14 protein-coding genes are annotated in these 17,663 nt (G+C 64.0%); 8 read left to right on the plus strand and 6 right to left on the minus strand.

Annotated elements, in window-relative coordinates; genetic code table 11:
- Positions 1-126: 126 nt before the first annotated feature.
- Complete coding sequence (locus AB7Z56_RS42095; RefSeq protein ID WP_063980043.1) at positions 127-2,916, plus strand: [protein-PII] uridylyltransferase; 2,790 nt, start codon at positions 127-129, stop codon at positions 2,914-2,916.
- A gap of 8 nt (positions 2,917-2,924) precedes the next feature.
- Here AB7Z56_RS42095 and AB7Z56_RS42100 read toward each other — a convergent pair whose 3' ends face one another.
- A complete protein-coding gene (locus AB7Z56_RS42100; protein WP_063980044.1) occupies positions 2,925-3,455 on the minus strand; it encodes a methylated-DNA--[protein]-cysteine S-methyltransferase in 531 nt (176 codons plus the stop codon).
- Positions 3,456-3,552: 97 nt separating this feature from the next.
- Here AB7Z56_RS42100 and AB7Z56_RS42105 point away from each other — a divergent pair, with 97 nt between their 5' ends.
- The 3 genes from AB7Z56_RS42105 (at position 3,553) to AB7Z56_RS42115 (ending at position 6,783) form a co-directional block, all read left to right on the plus strand.
- A complete protein-coding gene (locus AB7Z56_RS42105) occupies positions 3,553-3,909 on the plus strand; it encodes a DUF1304 domain-containing protein (protein ID WP_187388035.1) in 357 nt (118 codons plus the stop codon).
- A gap of 147 nt (positions 3,910-4,056) precedes the next feature.
- Positions 4,057-5,283 (plus strand): ABC transporter substrate-binding protein, encoded by a 1,227-nt coding sequence (locus AB7Z56_RS42110; protein WP_063980046.1) that lies wholly within the window; start codon positions 4,057-4,059, stop codon positions 5,281-5,283.
- 273 nt (positions 5,284-5,556) lie between these two features.
- Entirely contained in the window at positions 5,557-6,783 is a 1,227-nt protein-coding gene (locus tag AB7Z56_RS42115; protein ID WP_063980047.1) for an ABC transporter substrate-binding protein, read from the plus strand.
- Positions 6,784-6,960: 177 nt separating this feature from the next.
- Here the strand turns inward: AB7Z56_RS42115 and AB7Z56_RS42120 are convergent, their stop codons facing one another.
- On the minus strand, positions 6,961-7,386 hold the full coding sequence (locus AB7Z56_RS42120; RefSeq protein WP_063980048.1) for a DUF1330 domain-containing protein: 426 nt from the start codon (positions 7,384-7,386) through the stop codon (positions 6,961-6,963).
- Between the two features lie 168 nt (positions 7,387-7,554).
- Between AB7Z56_RS42120 and AB7Z56_RS42125 the strand changes: the two genes are divergently transcribed.
- Both AB7Z56_RS42125 and AB7Z56_RS42130 read left to right on the plus strand, forming a co-directional pair.
- Positions 7,555-9,768, plus strand: coding sequence for a transglycosylase domain-containing protein (locus AB7Z56_RS42125; protein WP_063980049.1), 2,214 nt, complete (start codon positions 7,555-7,557; stop codon positions 9,766-9,768).
- A 536-nt stretch (positions 9,769-10,304) separates the two neighbouring features.
- Positions 10,305-10,970, plus strand: coding sequence for a hypothetical protein (locus AB7Z56_RS42130; RefSeq protein ID WP_063980050.1), 666 nt, complete (start codon positions 10,305-10,307; stop codon positions 10,968-10,970).
- A 369-nt stretch (positions 10,971-11,339) separates the two neighbouring features.
- On the opposite strand, the gene AB7Z56_RS42135 is transcribed toward AB7Z56_RS42130, so the two are convergent.
- The 4 genes from AB7Z56_RS42135 to AB7Z56_RS42150 all read right to left on the minus strand — a co-directional run bounded on the left by AB7Z56_RS42135 (position 11,340) and on the right by AB7Z56_RS42150 (position 15,465).
- Positions 11,340-12,179 carry a M48 family metallopeptidase gene (locus tag AB7Z56_RS42135; protein WP_063980051.1) on the minus strand — a complete coding sequence of 280 codons (840 nt, stop codon included), beginning with the start codon at positions 12,177-12,179 and terminating at the stop codon, positions 11,340-11,342.
- 217 nt (positions 12,180-12,396) lie between these two features.
- The gene (locus AB7Z56_RS42140) at positions 12,397-13,725 is read right to left on the minus strand and encodes a polyhydroxyalkanoate depolymerase (protein ID WP_063980052.1); all 1,329 of its coding nucleotides are present in this window, start codon (positions 13,723-13,725) and stop codon (positions 12,397-12,399) included.
- A gap of 121 nt (positions 13,726-13,846) precedes the next feature.
- Entirely contained in the window at positions 13,847-14,665 is an 819-nt protein-coding gene (locus AB7Z56_RS42145) for an ABC transporter permease (protein WP_063980053.1), read from the minus strand.
- A complete protein-coding gene (locus AB7Z56_RS42150; protein WP_063980054.1) occupies positions 14,662-15,465 on the minus strand; it encodes an ABC transporter ATP-binding protein in 804 nt (267 codons plus the stop codon). The genes AB7Z56_RS42145 and AB7Z56_RS42150 overlap by 4 nt, the downstream gene beginning before the upstream one ends.
- A gap of 106 nt (positions 15,466-15,571) precedes the next feature.
- On the opposite strand from AB7Z56_RS42150, the gene AB7Z56_RS42155 reads away from it, so the two are divergent.
- Together AB7Z56_RS42155 and AB7Z56_RS42160 are read left to right on the plus strand one after the other, a co-directional pair.
- Positions 15,572-16,894, plus strand: a complete 1,323-nt coding sequence (locus tag AB7Z56_RS42155) for an ActS/PrrB/RegB family redox-sensitive histidine kinase (RefSeq protein WP_028149359.1) — start codon at positions 15,572-15,574, stop codon at positions 16,892-16,894.
- Positions 16,895-16,996: 102 nt separating this feature from the next.
- The gene (locus AB7Z56_RS42160; RefSeq protein ID WP_014491094.1) at positions 16,997-17,551 is read left to right on the plus strand and encodes an ActR/PrrA/RegA family redox response regulator transcription factor; all 555 of its coding nucleotides are present in this window, start codon (positions 16,997-16,999) and stop codon (positions 17,549-17,551) included.
- The last annotated feature ends 112 nt before the right edge of the window (positions 17,552-17,663 follow it).

Consider the following 17,663-nt stretch of genomic DNA (forward strand, 5'->3'; position numbering starts at 1 on the left):
ATCGCTATCCCGAAAGCCCGTCTGCTGAGAACAGATTTGCTCAAAGCGGGGCTTTTCCAGCATGGAACGACTATTGCCAGAGAATGGCGGGTGACAGCGCCTGTCACCTCTTATATCCGGTGAGACATGGACAGCGTCGCGACTGAGCACAAGGCCGAGGTGGACGATCGCTTCGACACCGCGCGGATCACCGCCGCGGTCGATGCGCTTGCCGAGAAGCATCAGGGACGTGAGGACACGTTCCGCACGGCCATGGCGCAATTGCTCAAGGCCGAGCTGATCGCGGCGCGCGCTGCGGCGCAGGCGATCCTGCTGAAGGACCGTCACGGAAGGCGCTGCGCCGAGCGGCTGTGCCACGTGCAGGACGAGATCATCCGCATCCTGTATTCGGCAGCGACCCGGCATCTCTACCGCTCGCCGATCCCGAGCGGCGCGGAGCGCATGGCGGTGGTCGCGACCGGCGGGTATGGCCGCGGCCTGATGGCCCCGGAATCCGACATCGATCTCCTGTTCATCCTGCCCTACAAGCAGACCGCCTGGGGTGAGCAGGTGGCTGAGGCCATTCTCTACTGTCTCTGGGACATGGGACTGAAGGTCGGACACGCCACGCGCTCGGTCGATGAATCGATCCGGCAGGCGCGCGGCGACATGACCATCCGCACCGCAATCCTGGAAACGCGCTTCCTGACCGGCGACCAGCCGCTCTATGACGAACTGGTCGCGCGCTTCGACAAGGACGTGGTGCAGGGCACGGCGTCCGAATTCGTCACCGCAAAGCTCGCCGAGCGCGAGGAGCGCCACCGCCGCGGCGGGCAGTCGCGCTACCTGGTCGAGCCCAACGTCAAGGACGGCAAGGGCGCCCTGCGCGACCTGCACACGCTGTTCTGGATCGCCAAATACGTCTACCGCGTCCGTGATACCGACGAGCTGGTCGAGCGCGGCGTGTTTGACGCGCAGGAATACCGCACGTTTCGCCGCTGCGCCGACTTCCTCTGGTCGGTGCGCTGCAATCTGCACTTCTACTCCGGCCGCGCGGAGGAGCGCCTCTCCTTCGATCTCCAGCGCGAGATCGCGGTCCGGCTCGGCTACACCTCGCATCCCGGCATGCAGGACGTCGAGCGCTTCATGAAGCACTACTTCCTGGTCGCCAAGGAAGTGGGCAACCTCACCGCCATCCTCTGCGCCAAGCTCGAGGACCAGCAGGCCAAGCCCGCGCCGGTGCTGAGCCGGATGATGGCGCGGCTGCGCCCCGCCCCCGCGAAGCGCCGCGTCCCCGACAGCGACGACTTCCTCGTCGACAACAACCGCATCAACGTCGCCGCGCCCGACGTGTTCAAGCACGATCCGGTCAATTTGATCCGGATCTTCCGCCTGGCGCAGAAGAACAACCTCGCCTTCCATCCGGACGCGATGCGCGACGTGACGCGCTCGCTCGGACTGATCAACGCGCAGCTGCGCGAGAACCCGGAAGCCAACCGGCTGTTCATGGAGATCCTGACCTCCGACAACGCCGAGATCGTGCTGCGTCGGATGAACGAGACCGGCGTGCTCGGCCATTTCATCCGCGCCTTCGGCAAGATCGTCTCGATGATGCAGTTCAACATGTATCATCACTACACCGTCGACGAGCATCTGATCCGCTGCGTCGGCTTCCTGCAGGACATCGAGCGCGGCGGCATCGAGGAGTTCACGGTCGCCAGCGATCTCTTCCGCAAGATCCGGCCCGAGCACCGTGCGGTGATCTACATCACGACGCTGCTGCACGACATCGCCAAGGGACGGCCGGAGGATCACTCGATCGCGGGCGCCAAGGTGGCGCGCCGGCTGTGCCCGCGGCTCGGCTTCAGCGCGGCCGACACCGAGCTCGTGGCCTGGCTGATCGAGGAGCATCTGACGATGTCCACGGTCGCGCAGTCGCGCGACCTCTCCGACCGCAAGACCATCGAGAATTTCGCCGCCGTGGTGCAATCGGTCGAGCAGATGAAATTGCTCACGATCCTGACCACCGCCGACATCCGCGGCGTCGGCCCGGGCGTGTGGAACGGCTGGAAGGCGCAGCTGCTGCGCTCGCTCTATTATGAAACCGAACCGGTGCTGACCGGCGGCTTCTCGGAAGTCGACCGCGGCAAGCGCCTCACGGCCGCCTACGCCGAATTCCGCATGGCCTTCGCCGAGTGGCCGGCGGACGAGCTCGATGCCTATATCGGCCGGCACTATCCCGCCTATTGGCTCAAGGTCGAGCTGCCGCGGAAGATCCGCCATGCCCGCTTCGTCCGCTCCAGCGAGCAGGCCGGCCACAAGCTCGCGATCAATGTCGGCTTCGACGAGGTGCGCGGCGTCACCGAGCTGACGATCTTCGCCGCCGACCATCCCTGGCTGCTCTCGATCATCGCCGGCGCCTGCGCCTCGGCCGGCGCCAACATCGTCGACGCGCAGATCTACACCACGACCGACGGCCGCGCGCTCGACACGATCTCGATCTCCAGGGAATACGACCGCGACGAGGACGAGGGCCGGCGCGCCACGCGCATCGGCGAGATGATCGAGGACGTGCTGGAAGGCAAGCTGCGGCTGCCCGAAGTGGTGGCGCGGCGCACCGTGCGCAGCAAGGCGCGGCCTTTCACGATCGAGCCGGAAGTGACCATCAACAACCAATGGTCCGACCGCTACACCGTGATCGAGATGTCCGGCCTCGACCGCCCCGGCCTGCTCTACGAGCTGACCACCGCGATCTCGAAGCTCAATCTGAACATCGCCTCGGCCCATGTCGCGACCTTCGGCGAGCGTGCCCGCGACGTGTTCTACGTCACCGACCTCCTGGGCGCGCAGATCAACGCGCCGACGCGCCAGTCCGCAATCAAGAGCGCGCTGACCCACGTGATGGCCGGCGACAAGGCGGTGCAGCCGGCGGCGTGAGGAGAGAGCTAAATCTCTACCCCCTCATGCCGCAGCAGCCAGCGCTTCCGCTCGAGCCCGCCGCCATATTTCACCAGCGAGCCATCCGCGCCGATCAGGCGGTGACAGGGCAGCACCACGCTGATCGGGTTTGAGCCGTTGGCATGGCCGACGGCACGAATGGCTTTGGGCATATCGATCCTTGCGGCCAGCGCGCCATAGCTCATCGTGGTGCCGGCAGGGATCTTTGCCAACGCGGTCCAGACCTTCTGCTGGAACGGCGTGCCGGCGATGCGCCATGCGACGCCCGAGAGCTGGCCGAGATCGCCTTCGAAATAGCCCGACAGCGCCGTCCGCATCTCCGTCGGCGCAGGCTGATCGCTCAGATCCACGGCGCCGTAGTGCAGGCGCAACAGCTCGCGCATGCGGGGCTCGTAGTCTTCCCAGTCGAGCGCGCGCAGCGCACCCTCGGCATCGGTGACGAGCAGCGCGATCCCGATCGGCGTCGTCAGGCGATCGAGGCCGAATCGTTCAGGCGGTTTGGTTGATCGAGCGGGCATTGCGGCACCATTGCATCGAAACACGCCATCGCACTTGCCATGCCGGCCGTGCTAACGTCCACCCGAAAGCTGACGCTTTGGGGGGCTCAACTTGATTCTGATCACCAATGTCCTGGTGGCGCTGGTCGCCGCACTGCACGCCTACTTCCTGATCCTGGAGATGTTTCTCTGGGACAAGCCGCTTGGCTTGAAGACATTCCGCAATACGCCTGAAAAGGCCGAGATCACGAAGGTGCTGGCGGCCAACCAAGGGCTCTATAACGGCTTCCTCGCCGCCGGCCTGATCTGGGGCCTCGTCCACGGCAACCCGGCCTTCGCATTCCAGATCAAGGCATTCTTCCTGCTCTGCGTGATCGTGGCCGGCGCCTATGGTGCGGCGACCGTTAGCACCCGCATCCTGCTCGTGCAGGCGCTGCCGGCGGCGATCGCGCTGGTTGCGCTGTTTCTGACCTGATTCTCGTGACCTGAGACGCTACGGCGCAGCGTCGCGATCCTTGCGCGGCGCCGGACCTTCCTCCACACTCTCCGGCAGCGATGGCGACCGTTGCAATCAACGGGAAAAGACCGTCGACCGGAAATTCCGTCAGGAGGAACAACCAAGATGAACAATCGCAGAGCCTTCATAGCTGCCACGGCGGCGCTCGCCTTCGCGTTCTCCGCCAGCCAAGCCCTCGCCCAGAAGAAATACGACACCGGCGCGAGCGACACCGAGATCAAGATCGGCCAGACCGTGCCGTTCTCCGGTGCCTATTCCGTCTACGCCAATATCGGCAAGACCCAGGCCGCCTACTTCAAGATGATCAACGATCAGGGCGGCATCAACGGCCGCAAGATCAATCTGATCCAGTATGACGATGCCTATTCGCCGCCGAAGACGGTCGAGCAGGTGCGCAAGCTCGTCGAAGGCGACGAGGTGCTGTTCACCTTCCAGATCATCGGCACGGCCGCGAACGCCGCCGTGCAGAAATATCTCAACGGCAAGAAGATCCCGCAGCTGCTGGCCTCCACCGGCGCCGCACGCTTCAACGATCCGCAGAACTATCCCTGGACCATCGCCTACAATCCCAACTACGTGTCCGAGGGACGCATCTACGCCAAGTACATTCTCGCCAATCACCCCAATGCCAAGATCGGCGTGCTCTACCAGAACGACGACATGGGCCGCGACTATCTCGCCGGCCTCAAGAGCGGCCTCGGCGACAAGGCCGCCAAGATGATCGTCGGCGAAGTGTCCTACGAGGTCACCGACCCGACCGTCGACTCGCAGGTGGTCAAGCTGAAGTCGCTCGGTGCCGATCTTTTCTACGATGCCTCGACGCCGAAGTTCGCGGCGCAGGCCATCAAGAAGGTGGCCGAGCTCGGCTGGACGCCGGTGCACATCCTCGACATCAACGCGAGCCCGATCTCGGCGACGCTAAAGCCGGCCGGCCTCGACATCTCCAAGGGCATCATCTCGACCCAATACGGCAAGGAGCCGAGTGACCCGCAGTGGAAGGACGATCCGGGCGTGAAAGCGTTCTTCGCCTTCATGGACAAGTATTTCCCCGAAGGCGACAAGCTCAACACGGTCAACACCTATGCTTATTCGGTCGCCGAGTTGCTGACGCAGGTGCTGAAACAGTGCGGCGACGACCTGTCGCGTGAGAACGTGATGAAGCAGGTCGCCAACATCAAGGACTTCACCCCGAGCTTCGCGCTGCCCGGCATCAAGATCAACACCGGACCGAACGATTATCGCGTCAACAAGCAGATGCAGATGATGAAGTTCAACGGCGAGCGTTGGGAGCTGTTCGGCCCGATCATCGAGGACAACGGCCCGGCGGGTTAGTAACTGCGCAGGGTGGATTAGCCCTGCAGATGCGCAAAGCGCATCTGCTCGGCGTAATCCACCTCTTCGACATCCGCGGCAACAGAAGTGGTGGGTTACGCCTGGCGGACTGCGCTTCGCGCAGCCGCAAGGCTGACCCACCCTACGAACTGCGCGTCTCCACCCACCTTGCGTTGCAGCAACGCCTCATCCACAATCGCCCTCAGCGGTGACGTCCTGTGCGCAAGAGCATCCGGGCAGATCATCGGCAATAACAAACTGAGGAAATTGCGAATGAGGAATGGAATGCTGCATCTGGCCGCGACAACGGCGCTGACCCTGGCGCTGTCGGTCACCACGGCCAGTGCCCAGAAAAAATATGATCCGGGCGCCAGCGACACCGAGATCAAGGTCGGACAGACCATGCCGTTCTCGGGACCTGCATCGGTCTATTCGTCGATCGGCAAGACCCAGGCCGCCTATTTCAAGATGATCAACGACCAGGGCGGCGTCAACGGTCGCAAAATCAACCTGATCCAGTATGACGACGCCTATTCGCCGCCGAAGGCCGTGGAGCAGATCCGCAAGCTCGTCGAGAGCGACGAGGTGTTGCTGACCTTCCAGATCATCGGCACGCCCGTGAACGCGGCGGTGCAGAAATATCTCAACTCCAAGAAGGTGCCGCAGTTGTTCGCGGCCACCGGCGCATCGAGGTTCACCGATCCGAAGAACTTCCCGTGGACCATGGGCTTCAATCCCAACTACTTCGTCGAAGGCCGCATCTACGGCCAGTACATTCTGAAGGAGCATCCCAACGCCAAGATCGGCGTGCTCTATCAGAACGACGACCTCGGCAAGGACTATCTGAACGGCATCAAGGCCGGCCTCGGCGACAAGGCCGCCAAGATGATCGTGACCGAAGCCTCCTACGAAGTCTCCGATCCGACCGTCGATTCGCAGGTCCTCAAGATCAAGGACGCCGGCGCCGATCTGTTCTTCAGCGCCACCACGCCGAAGCAGGCCGCACAAGCGATCAAGAAGATCGCCGAGATGGGCTGGCATCCGGTGCAGATCGTCGACATCAACGCCACCTCGGTCGGCGCGGTGCTGAAGCCGGCCGGCCTCGATGCCGCCAAGGGTTTGATCAGCGTCAACTACGGCAAGGAACCGCTCGATCCGACCTGGAAGGACGATGCCGGCCTGAAGAGGTATTTCGACTTCATGGCGAAGTACTATCCGGACGGCGACAAGGACTCGAACTTCAACACCTACGGCTACAGCACGGCGCAGCTGCTGGTCCATGTGCTGAAGCAGTGCGGCGACGACCTGACGCGCGAGAACGTCATGAAGCAGGCCGCGTCGCTGAAGGACGTCGTCAGTGACACCGCGCTGCCCGGCATCAAGGCCAACACCTCGCCGACCGACTACCGCGTCAACAAGCAGCTTCAGATGATGAAGTTCAACGGTGAGCGCTGGGAGCTGTTCGGCCCGATCCTGGAGGATGCCGGCCCGATCGATTAGTTCTCGGAAACAACTGCCTCAACGACGTCATGCCCGGGCTTGTCCCGCCTGCGCGGCCGAAGCCGCTTCGGCGCGGCGAAGGCCCGGGCATCCACGTTCTTGGAGCGGCAAGGCAAGGGCGTGGATGGCCGGGTCAAGCCCGGCCATGACGGCGGAGGGAGATGCGCGCAGAGACATCTACTCCGGTATCTCCCCAAAATTCTTCCCCACCGGCAGCACCGCGTGCCGTATCAGCCGTGAATCCTCCACCGCGGCCTGCCGATGCTTCACCGCTTCGCGATAGACGGGATCGCGGATCATCTCGACGAAGGCGGCAACGCTTGGATATTCGGCGATGAAGCAATGGTCCCAGCGCTCCTCTTGCGGGCCAATCAGCATCAGCTCGAATTTGCCCTGCCAGACGATGCGGCCGCCGAGGCGCTCGAACACCGGGCCGCTGTTGCGGCCATAGGCAGCGTAGGCTTCCGCGCCGCTCGCCTTGCGGCCGTCAGGATAGGCCGCCTCTTTGCGCAAACGCACCAGATTGAGCATGTGGATCGGGCCGGGGCGGTCGTTGTCCCGGAACTGCGCGAAAATCTCCTTGCTCGGATCGATATGGCCCATGCCGGTTCCCTCTTGTTTTATGCGGGCGATCCTAGCCCTGCCGCCCGGCGAGCGGAACTGCGGCAGGCGAATGCCGCACCTCCTAATCGCGCGTTAAGCTCTGGGTAACCGGGCCTTAAACAGCGACCGGTAGCGTGCGGCGGGGCGGGCTGACCGGGCGTTTTGCGTATGGCGTGGGGAAAGAAAAAGGGTGGGCGGAAGGAGCCGTTGTTCGGCTTGCCTGCTGCGCTCGCCGATCTGCGCCTGACCGCGGCCGACCGCGTCCCCGGCGGCGAGGACAAGCCGAAGAAATCAACGAAATCATCCGCCAAGCGCAAGAGCGAGGATGCCGGCGACGAGCCGCCGCGCGAGCGGAAGGCACAAGCCGGCCGCAGCGGCGCCAAGCGCCGGTCGAAATCGGGCGGAGGCTTCAGCCTCGGCCGCCTCGTCTATTGGGGTGCGGTGCTCGGCCTGTGGGGCATGATCGCCGTGATCGGCGTCGTGATCTATGTCGGCGCCCATCTGCCGCCGATCCAGTCGCTGGAGATTCCCAAGCGCCCGCCGACGATCCAGATCGTCGGCATCGACGGCAGTATGCTGGCGCAGCGCGGCGAGATGGCGGGCGCCAACGTCTCGCTGAAGGACCTGCCCCCCTATCTGCCGAAGGCCTTCATCGCCATCGAGGATCGCCGCTTCTACTCGCATTTCGGCATCGACCCGATTGGCATCCTGCGGGCCCTCGTCACCAACGTACTCCATCGCGGCGTCTCGCAGGGCGGCTCGACCTTGACGCAGCAGCTCGCGAAAAACCTGTTCCTGACCCAGGAGCGGACCATGGCGCGCAAGCTGCAGGAGGCGGAGCTCGCGATCTGGCTGGAGCGCAAGCATTCCAAGAACGAGATTCTGGAGCTCTATCTCAACCGCGTCTATTTCGGCTCGGGCGCCTATGGCGTCGAGGCCGCGGCGCAGAAATATTTCGGCAAGTCGGCGAAGGACGTCACCGTCGCCGAGGCCGCGATGCTGGCGGGCCTCGTCAAATCGCCGTCGCGGCTGGCGCCGAACCGCAATCCGGAAGGCGCGGAAGCGCGCGCGCAGATCGTGCTCGCGGCGATGGCGGATGCCAAGTTCATCACCGAAGCACAGGCGCAGGCCTCGATCGGCCACCCCTCCTACAACGTGAAGCCGGCCGGCGCCGGCACGCTCAACTACGTCGCCGACTGGATCGGCGAGGTGCTGGACGATCTGGTCGGCCAGATCGACGAGAGCATCAAGGTCGAGACCACGATCGATCCGAAGCTGCAGAGCGTGGCGGAAGCCGCCATCATCGACGAGCTCGCGGCCAAGAGCGTCAAGTTCAATGTCAGCCAGGGCGCGCTGGTGGCGATGACGCCCGACGGCGCGGTGCGCGCCTTGGTCGGCGGACGGAACTATTCCGACAGCCAGTACAACCGCGCGGTCACTGCGAAGCGCCAGCCGGGCTCCTCGTTCAAGCCGTTCGTGTACCTGACCGCGCTCGAGCAGGGGCTGACGCCGGACACGGTGCGCCAGGACGCGCCGATCGAGGTCAAGGGCTGGAAGCCCGAGAACTACACCCATGAATATTTCGGCGCGGTGACGCTGACGCAGGCGCTGGCGATGTCGCTCAACACCGTCGCCATCCGCCTCGGTCTCGAGGTCGGGCCGAAGAACGTTGTGCGCACCGCGCACCGGCTCGGCATCTCCTCGAAGCTCGAGCCCAATGCCTCGATCGCGCTCGGCACCTCCGAAGTCTCGGTCGTCGAGCTGGTCGGCGCCTACGCCCCCTTCGCCAATGGCGGCTTCGCCGTGGCGCCGCATGTCGTCACACGGATCAGGACGCTCAGTGGCAAGCTGCTCTACATGCGGCAAGCGGAAGAGCGCAATCAGGTGATCGACCCGCGCTATGTCGGCATGATGAACACGATGATGCGGGAGACGCTGATATCAGGCACCGCCAAGAAGGCGGAGATCCCCGGCTGGCCGGCGGCCGGCAAGACCGGTACCAGCCAGGATTATCGCGACGCCTGGTTCATCGGCTACACCGCCAACCTCGTCACCGGCGTCTGGCTCGGCAATGACGACAACTCGCCGACCAAGAAGGCGACCGGCGGCGGCCTGCCCGTCGAAGTCTGGTCGCGCTTCATGCGCACGGCGCACGAGGGCGTGCCGGTGGCCGCCTTGCCGAACTCGCAAGCGACCTGGGGCCTCTCGAACCTCGCGCAGGCGGCATCGCAGGTGTCGCCGCCGACGGCGGTGGCGCCTGGACCGGCACCGGCGAGCAGTGGCGGCTATCGCCCGCCTCCGACGCGCGCCAATGTGCGGCCGGAAGCCGCAGCAGGCCTCGACGGCTGGCTGATGGACCGGCTGTTCGGCGGAAATCGGTAGCTTCGAGCTGAGGTCCCCAGGGCCTCAAGACAAAAAACGCGAAAACAACCCCATGCACAGTAGCCGGTGACTTCAGGCGCGCCGCGCGGTGGATTGTAGGAAACGTTTGATCCGGCGGGACAAATCGAGCGTGCCGCGCAATCGTCGCGAAGTATGGCGGGGATCGCGCAAAGCGCGCTGACGTCGCCCCACTCTCAACTGTCATTCCCCGCCACCGGGTCTCGCCTTCGGCTAGCCCAATGACGGGCTCCAGCGGGGAATCCAGTATTCCGAGACGTCGAGATTCAAAACAGCTGCCGCGGCGTACTGGATGCGGCCAGCAGCGTTTTGCTCCGGCTGACATCGCGCCACGGCTTCGGCAAGTCCTGCCCAACAAGTCCTGCCCAACAAGTCCTGCCCAAGACGGCAAGATTTACCGATGCCGAAATATCCCTGAACGCCAAAACACCAGTCTCTTCAAGGCTCCGACATCGGCCCAGGAATTGCTCTCTTAGGTTGAGTTCCGAAGACTCGGGTTTAGTGGGAAGGAGCGTTCCATGATTACAGGTCTATCCAGCGCGGCGTTGCCCCATCTGCGTCCTGCATCAACGTCCGGTTCCAATGTGACAACGACATCAGATCTCCAGCCGGAGGCGTCGACTGCAACTGACGCTGCGACCAGCAGCCCCGGAATCAGCGTGTCGCAACTCAAGCCGCTGCAAGGCGCCAAGCCGATCTCGGTGGCTGATAACCCGGTCCTGCGCGACCTGATGGCAACGAATTGGCTGATGACCCACGGCGCGAACGCGACTCAACCGGCCGCCTCGGACGATGCACCTGAGAACACCTATGCCCAGGTGAAGGTTGACGGCAAGGTGGTGGCCACTCTGTACAATGGCGGGTCCTCGACGATGACCAACGCGGCGGCCGCAAAGATCGGCAAGCTCGAGGATCCTCCCGGCCTGAGTGGACCTGATCTGGCGCAATGGCGAGCCGACAATTACGCCAAGCTGCTTGGCGGCACCGTCGAAAAAGCGTCCACCGCGATCACGCAATCGCAATGGACACCGCGTCAAAGCAATTCTGCCACCTATAGTCGCGATCAGCTCGACGCGGCCTTCCAGGCGATGCTGGCCGAGGGCCCGAAGGCCGCCGTGCAACTGCAATCGTCCTATCTCGCCTCGCGCGCGCAGCCGGGGACAAGCGCAGATATCAGCGCCTGACCTGAGAGATGGTCTGAGGACGCCCGGCATCCGGGCGACGAGTCAAAGCACATCAAGCAAGATCATCCCGGCTGACGCCGAACAACGAGCAGCTATCGCCGGCGTTCAGCGTCCGCGATGTCGCGCGACGAGAGCTGCTCGCCTTAGATAGTCCGATGGGTCGGTCGTTCGGGGAAATCGGAAAGCGTGGCACGAGACGCACTGATGTCGCCCCGTCCTCCGCTGTCATTCCCCGCGAAAGCGGGGAATCCAGTACGCTGCGGCTTCTCGGCTTAACAATAACCGCCTCTGGAATACTGGGTCGCCCGGTCAAGCCGGGCGACGACAGTGAGTGTTGGGCTAGCAGCGAGGCCTAGTCTGCGACGAGGATCAATCCTCGACCCCATAGCGGTGCAGGTCGTTGCCGTGCGTATCGAGCCACTTCTTGGCGCGCTCCATCGACGGGCAGGCCTTTCCGCAGACGCGCCAGAACCGCGCCGAGTGGTTCATCTCGACGAGATGGGCGACCTCGTGCGCGGCGAGGTAGTCGAGCACGTAGGGCGGCGCGAGGATCAGGCGCCAGGAGAACGACAGCGAGCCGGCCGAGGTGCAGGAGCCCCAACGGCTGGACTGATCGCGGATCGAGAGGCGCTTGACCCTGACGCCGAGCTCGACGGCATAGGCCTCCGCCGAGCGCTGGAGATCGTGGCGCGCCTCGCGCTTGAGGAAGTCGCTGACGCGGCGGTCGACATGCTCGACCCCGCCGGCGACGCAGAGAATGCGTTCACCGCTGTCGCGCACTTCCGTCCATACCGTGCCGCGCGTGCCGGCACGATGAACGATACGATGGGCCGTGCCGCGTAGCGGTATCACTGTGCCGGGTTGGAACGGCGCAGCCTTCGGCAAACGGCCGAGACGTGCAGCGATCCACGCGCCGTGACGTTGTGCGAAGTCCTTGGCTTCGGCCAGCGTGCCGCGCGGCGGGATGGTGAGGATGGCTTCGCGATCGCTCGGATGGATTCTGAGCGTGTAGCGGCGCGCGCGGCGGTGCCGACGCAATCGAATCGCAAAAAACTGCGATCCATGGGTGATGACCAGGGTCTTCGGCTCGTGGGGCCGTCGATAGAGGAGTGCGCGAGTGGCCATGTCTGTCAGTCCGGGGGGCAGGAGGGCGCCCGGATTCTGCCATAACCGCCGCCAGGGAAAGCGCTCGGCGCAAAAACAAATCATTTGCCCAATATACAGCGGTCTAGCGTCCGGGAGACCCTACAGACTGGGGTTGGAACCCGGTTTTTTCGCCCCCGCTGGACGCATGCGGCACCCCCAAGGGCTGAGGTGGGAATCACTCCTATAAAGCTACCTAAATACCGCGAATCTGGAGGGAACCAACCCCTGCCGGAACCCCCGGCAGGGCGTCGATTTTCAGCGGGAAAGCCGAAAAACGCGCTTATTCGGCCGCGAGGGCCTGCAACGAGCTCGGATTCGCAGCCGAGACCATGAAGTCATGGATGCGCGGCACGATTTCCGACTTGAAGCGCGAGCCGTTGAACACGCCGTAATGCCCGACGCCCTTCTGAACGTAATGAACGCGGCGGTGATCGGGGATCGAGCTGCACAATGTGTGTGTTGCTTCGGTCTGACCGAGCCCGGAGATGTCGTCGTTCTCGCCTTCGACCGTCATCAGCGCCACGCGCGTGACCTTCGAGGGGTCGACGCGTGTTCCGCGATGGGTCATCTCGCCCTTCGGCAGCGAGTGCTTCACGAACACGGTGTCGACCGTCTGCAGATAATACTCGGCGGAGAGATCCATCACCGCGAGATATTCGTCGTAGAAGTCGCGATGCTTGTCGACGAGGTCGCCGTCGCCCTTCACCAGATTGGCGAACAGGCGCTTGTGGGCGTCCATGTGCCGGTCGAGGTTCATGCTGATGAACCCGTTGAGCTGCAGGAAGCCCGGATAGACGTCGCGCATCATGCCCGGATGCGGGAACGGCACCTTGGTGATGACGGTGTTGCGGAACCAGTCGATGCCGCGCTCCTGGGCGAGCTTGTTCACCCCGGTCGGATTGCGGCGGGTGTCGATCGGGCCGCCCATCAGCGTCATCGACGTCGGCACGAAGGGGTCGCGCCGCGCTTCCATGATCGAGACGGCGGCAACGACGGGAACGGAGGGCTGGCACACCGCCATGACATGGGTGTTGCCGCCAAGGACGTGCAGCATCTCGATGACGTAGTCGATGTAGTCGTCGAGATCGAAGCGGCCATCGCTCAGGGGCACCATGCGGGCGTCGGCCCAATCGGTGATGTAGACCTCATGCGCCGGCAGGAACGCCTCGACCGTGCCGCGCAGCAGCGTCGCGTAGTGGCCGGACATCGGCGCCACGATCAGCACGCGCGGCTGCGGGCTGCGCAAGGGACGGGCGAACTTGCGATCGAAGTAGAGCAGCTTGCAGAACGGCTTTTCCCAGACCGAGCGGACCTCGACGGGAACGCGGATGCCGTTGACCTCGGTGTCGTTGAGGCCCCATTCCGGCTTGCCGTAACGGCGCGTGGTGCGTTCGAACAATTCACAGGCCGCGGCGACGGACTTGCCGACCTCGGTGCGCGCCCACGGATTGAGGGGATTCTGAAACAGGAGCTTGGTCGCATCGGTGACCGCACGCGCCGGATTGAGAGAGGCCTGCCCCATCTCGTACATCCAGTACATCGGCGTCGTCAGGACCGGACTGCCTTCGGCCGCCAGGGGCGGCGCGCCGCCGAACTCACCAATAGGCATCGTTAAAATCCTCTTCGCATCGCAACATACTGCCGAATGCGTAATATTGCGTCAATGCATGGTTCCGTACATCTACGGAGCCGGAACGGCTAAATCAGCCTGAATCCACGGGAAAGTGAGATTATTCACCGCTCGAGAGCAGCGAGCCGTGCTTCTTGGCGCTCCGCAAAAGGGCAAGGAATGCCCCAAAAGATGCAACCAGCAGCACCGCGTTGATGGCCAACGCACGCAACATCAGATCGATCCGGAGGGTCTGTTCGATCAGGAGCGCCCGCATTCCCTCGAACACATAGGTCGGCGGCAGCGACCAGGCGACGTACTGCAGCCATGCCGGCAGCACGCTGACGGGATAGTAGACGCAGGCGAGCGGCATGATCGCGAACATCAGGGTCCAGACGATGCTCTCGGCGCCAAGGCCGTTTCGTAAGACCAGCCCCGAGACGAAGATGCCGACCGCCCAGCTGGTGAAGATCAGATTGCAGAAGAACGCGATCAGCGGCAGACCGAGGGCATAGACGTTGAAGTGAAACAGGAACAGCGCGAGCAGCGTCATCGGGATGACGCCGATCGCGAGCCGGATCATGCTCATGATCATCAGCGACAGCAGAAACTCGATCGGCTTCAAGGGGCTCATCATGAGGTTGCCGATGTTGCGCGCCCACATCTCCTCCAGGAACGAGATCGAGAAGCCGAGCTGGCCGCGGAACAGGATGTCCCAGAGGATGACGGCGCCGATCAGCGTGCCGCCGGCGCGCGCGAAGAAATTGGCGTTCTCGGCGATGTAGAGCTGGAGAAAGCCCCAGGTGATGACCTGGAGCGCGGGCCAATAAAGCAGCTCGAGCAGCCGCGGCCAGGACGACATCAACAGATACCAGTAGCGCAGGATCATCGCGCCGATGCGATGGATGGAAATGCCGCGGTGGAGGGAGAGCTCGGTCATCGCGCCGCCTCCTTCGCACCGTTCGCCCGCCCGCGCGCGACGTCCAGGAACACCTCCTCCAGCGTGGTGCGGTTGTAGCGCGCCATGATGGCCTCCGGCGTGTCGTCGTCCTCGATGCGGCCGCGCTTCATGATGATGACGCGGTCGCACAGACGCTCGACCTCGAGCATGTTGTGCGAAGCCAGAAGGATGGTGGCGTTGTTCTCCTTGCGATAGCGCTCCATATGCGCCCGCACCCAGTCGGCCGTATCCGGGTCGAGCGAGGCGGTGGGCTCGTCCAGCAACAAAAGCGCGGGCTGGTTGATCAGCGCCTTCGCCAGCGCGACGCGGGTCTTCTGCCCGGCGGAGAGCTTGCCGTTGGCGCGGTCGATGAATTCGGTGAGATCAAGCTCGTCGGCCAGCCTGGCGATGCGATCGGAGACGTTCTTCACCGCATAGAGCTTGCCGAACACGGTGAGGTTCTGCCGCACCGTGAGGCGCATCGGCATGTCGACATAGGGGCTCTCGAAATTCATCCGCCCCAGCACCGCCGCGCTCTGCTCCGGCATCCGATGCCCGAGCACCTGCACGCGGCCGGAGGTCGGCAGCACCAGGCCCATGATCATCGCGATGGTCGTGGTCTTGCCGGCGCCGTTGCCGCCCAGGAGCCCGGTGATGCTGCCACGCGGCAGCGAAAAGGAGATATCGTCGACGGCGCGGGTCTGCTTGTAGACCTTGACGAGGTGATCGACCGCAATGGCCGCAGAGGAGCCGCGCTCCGCGACAGTCGGCGGACTTGAAGCTTTGTCGTTCCCGGTCATGCTAGCCGTTCTTCTGCTATTGCAGCGGATAGCGCAAGGCTTGTAATCCGGGTGGTTCCGCGAGCCCCGCGTTTGTGACCGAGAAGGCACCGCCACATTGGCCGAGATGACTGAGACTGCCGATACCGATTTCCGCCACGCACAGCGGCATATCCGCCTGGACACGATCCTGCGGCTGCGCTGGCTCGCGGTGCTCGGCCAGCTCGCGGCGATCTTCATCGTGGCGCAGGGGCTGGAGTTCAACGTCGAGATCGTCCCCTGCGTCAGCATCATCGCGCTGTCGGCGGCGCTCAACCTGGCGCTCCAGACCGTGTCCAATCCGCTGCAACGGCTGGAGCCGATGCAGGCGGCCGGACTGCTCGCGCTGAACATCGTGGAGCTGGCGGGGCTGCTGTTCTTCACCGGCGGGCTGCAGAACCCGTTCTCGTTCCTGTTCCTCGCGCCCGTTCTGATCTCGGCCACGGCGCTGCCGGCCCGCCTCACCTTCGGCCTCGGCCTGCTCGCGGTGGCCTGTGCTTCGGTCCTGTTCTTCTTCCATCTGCCGCTGCCCTGGGATTCCGACGATCCCCTGGTGCTGCCGCCGATTTATCTCATCGGCATCTGGCTCTCGATCGTGCTCGCGATCGGCGTCACCAGTCTCTACTCGTTCCAGGTGACGGAGGAGGCGCGCAAGCTCGCCGACGCGCTGGCTGCGACCGAGCTGGTGCTGACACGCGAGCAGCATCTGACCCAGCTCGACGGCCTGGCCGCCGCAGCCGCGCACGAGCTCGGCACGCCGCTCGCGACCATCTTCCTGATCTCGCGCGAGCTGGAAAAGACGGTGAAGGACCCAAGTTTCGCCGCCGACCTGAAAACCCTGCGCGAGCAGACCCAGCGCTGCCGCGACATCTTGAGCAAGATCACCCAGCTTTCCTCCGAAGGCGCGCCGTTCGACCGCATGAAAATGTCTGAGCTGATCGAGGAGGTGGTGGCCCCGCACCGCGATTTCGGCGTCGACATCAAGGTGCGGATCGCGGTGGCGGCCTTCGCCGAGCCGATCGGCTCGCGCAACCCGGCGATCCTCTACGGCGTCGGCAACATCGTCGAGAACGCAGTCGATTTCGCCCGCACCACCGTCGAGGTGAATGCATGGTGGAACAAGGACACGATCGAGCTCGTGATCTCCGACGACGGCCCGGGCATTCCGCCCGATATCCTTAACCGGATCGGCGAGCCCTATTTGTCGCGGCGGCGCAATCTGGATGACGGCGGCGGCGAGCGGCGCGGGCTCGGGCTTGGCGTGTTCATCGCGCGCACCTTGCTGGAACGCACCGGGGCCAAGGTCTCGTTTACCAACCGGACCTTTCCGGAACACGGTGCTGTGGTTCACATCAATTGGCCGAGAGAGCGTTTTGAGACTATCGAGACGCTCGAAGAAACAATAGGATAGGCCGCGACCTTGCGTCGCACAGCAGGGCCGATCGACTATTTGCGGCCTTGGCACCGCCTGATTGCGACGCCATATGTAGATGTGCAGAGAGAGGACAACACCTTGAACGCCATCGCCGAACTGAACGAACAGACCGACCGCTCGCTTCTCATCGTGGAGGACGACAAGCCGTTCCTGGAGCGGTTGTCGCGCGCGATGGAGACCCGTGGCTTTGCGGTGACGTCGTGTGACACCGTCTCGGATGGCCTCGCGCAGATCGGCAAGGCCGCGCCCGCATTCGCCGTCGTGGATCTGCGGCTCGGCGACGGCAATGGTCTCGACGTCGTCTCCGCGCTGAAGAAGAAGCGCCCCGAAGCCCGCGCGATCGTGCTGACCGGCTATGGCAACATCGCCACCGCCGTGACCGCCGTGAAGATGGGTGCGATCGATTATCTGTCGAAGCCCGCGGATGCCGACGACGTCGTCGCCGCCCTGCTCTCGACCAGCTCGGAGAAATCCGAGTTGCCGACCAACCCGATGTCCGCCGACCGCGTCCGCTGGGAGCACATCCAGCGCATCTACGAGATGTGCAACCGCAACGTCTCGGAGACGGCGCGCCGGCTGAATATGCACCGTCGTACGTTGCAGCGGATTCTGGCGAAGCGCGCGCCGCGGTAACGGTCTCGTAGGGTGGGCAAAGGCGCGTAGCGCCGTGCCCACCAACTCTGCTTCAATTTTGATCGGCTTGGATGGTGGGCACGCTACGCTTTGCCCACCCTACGGCGTCTAC

It is taken from the genome of Bradyrhizobium sp. 482_C4_N1_8 (assembly GCF_052075965.1).
Taxonomy (GTDB): Bacteria; Pseudomonadota; Alphaproteobacteria; order Rhizobiales; family Xanthobacteraceae; genus Bradyrhizobium; species Bradyrhizobium barranii.

What these genes read in the sequence shown, in the direction of transcription:
- AB7Z56_RS42095 (WP_063980043.1), top strand. Translation starts at nt 127, where the DNA reads ATGGACAGCGTCGCGACTGAGCACAAGGCCGAGGTGGACGATCGCTTC.
- AB7Z56_RS42100 (WP_063980044.1), bottom strand. Translation starts at nt 3,455, where the DNA reads ATGCCCGCTCGATCAACCAAACCGCCTGAACGATTCGGCCTCGATCGC.
- AB7Z56_RS42110 (WP_063980046.1), top strand. Translation starts at nt 4,057, where the DNA reads ATGAACAATCGCAGAGCCTTCATAGCTGCCACGGCGGCGCTCGCCTTC.
- AB7Z56_RS42115 (WP_063980047.1), top strand. Translation starts at nt 5,557, where the DNA reads ATGAGGAATGGAATGCTGCATCTGGCCGCGACAACGGCGCTGACCCTG.
- AB7Z56_RS42120 (WP_063980048.1), bottom strand. Translation starts at nt 7,386, where the DNA reads ATGGGCCATATCGATCCGAGCAAGGAGATTTTCGCGCAGTTCCGGGAC.
- AB7Z56_RS42125 (WP_063980049.1), top strand. Translation starts at nt 7,555, where the DNA reads ATGGCGTGGGGAAAGAAAAAGGGTGGGCGGAAGGAGCCGTTGTTCGGC.
- AB7Z56_RS42130 (WP_063980050.1), top strand. Translation starts at nt 10,305, where the DNA reads ATGATTACAGGTCTATCCAGCGCGGCGTTGCCCCATCTGCGTCCTGCA.
- AB7Z56_RS42135 (WP_063980051.1), bottom strand. Translation starts at nt 12,179, where the DNA reads ATGATTTGTTTTTGCGCCGAGCGCTTTCCCTGGCGGCGGTTATGGCAG.
- AB7Z56_RS42140 (WP_063980052.1), bottom strand. Translation starts at nt 13,725, where the DNA reads ATGCCTATTGGTGAGTTCGGCGGCGCGCCGCCCCTGGCGGCCGAAGGC.
- AB7Z56_RS42145 (WP_063980053.1), bottom strand. Translation starts at nt 14,665, where the DNA reads ATGACCGAGCTCTCCCTCCACCGCGGCATTTCCATCCATCGCATCGGC.
- AB7Z56_RS42150 (WP_063980054.1), bottom strand. Translation starts at nt 15,465, where the DNA reads ATGACCGGGAACGACAAAGCTTCAAGTCCGCCGACTGTCGCGGAGCGC.
- AB7Z56_RS42155 (WP_028149359.1), top strand. Translation starts at nt 15,572, where the DNA reads ATGACTGAGACTGCCGATACCGATTTCCGCCACGCACAGCGGCATATC.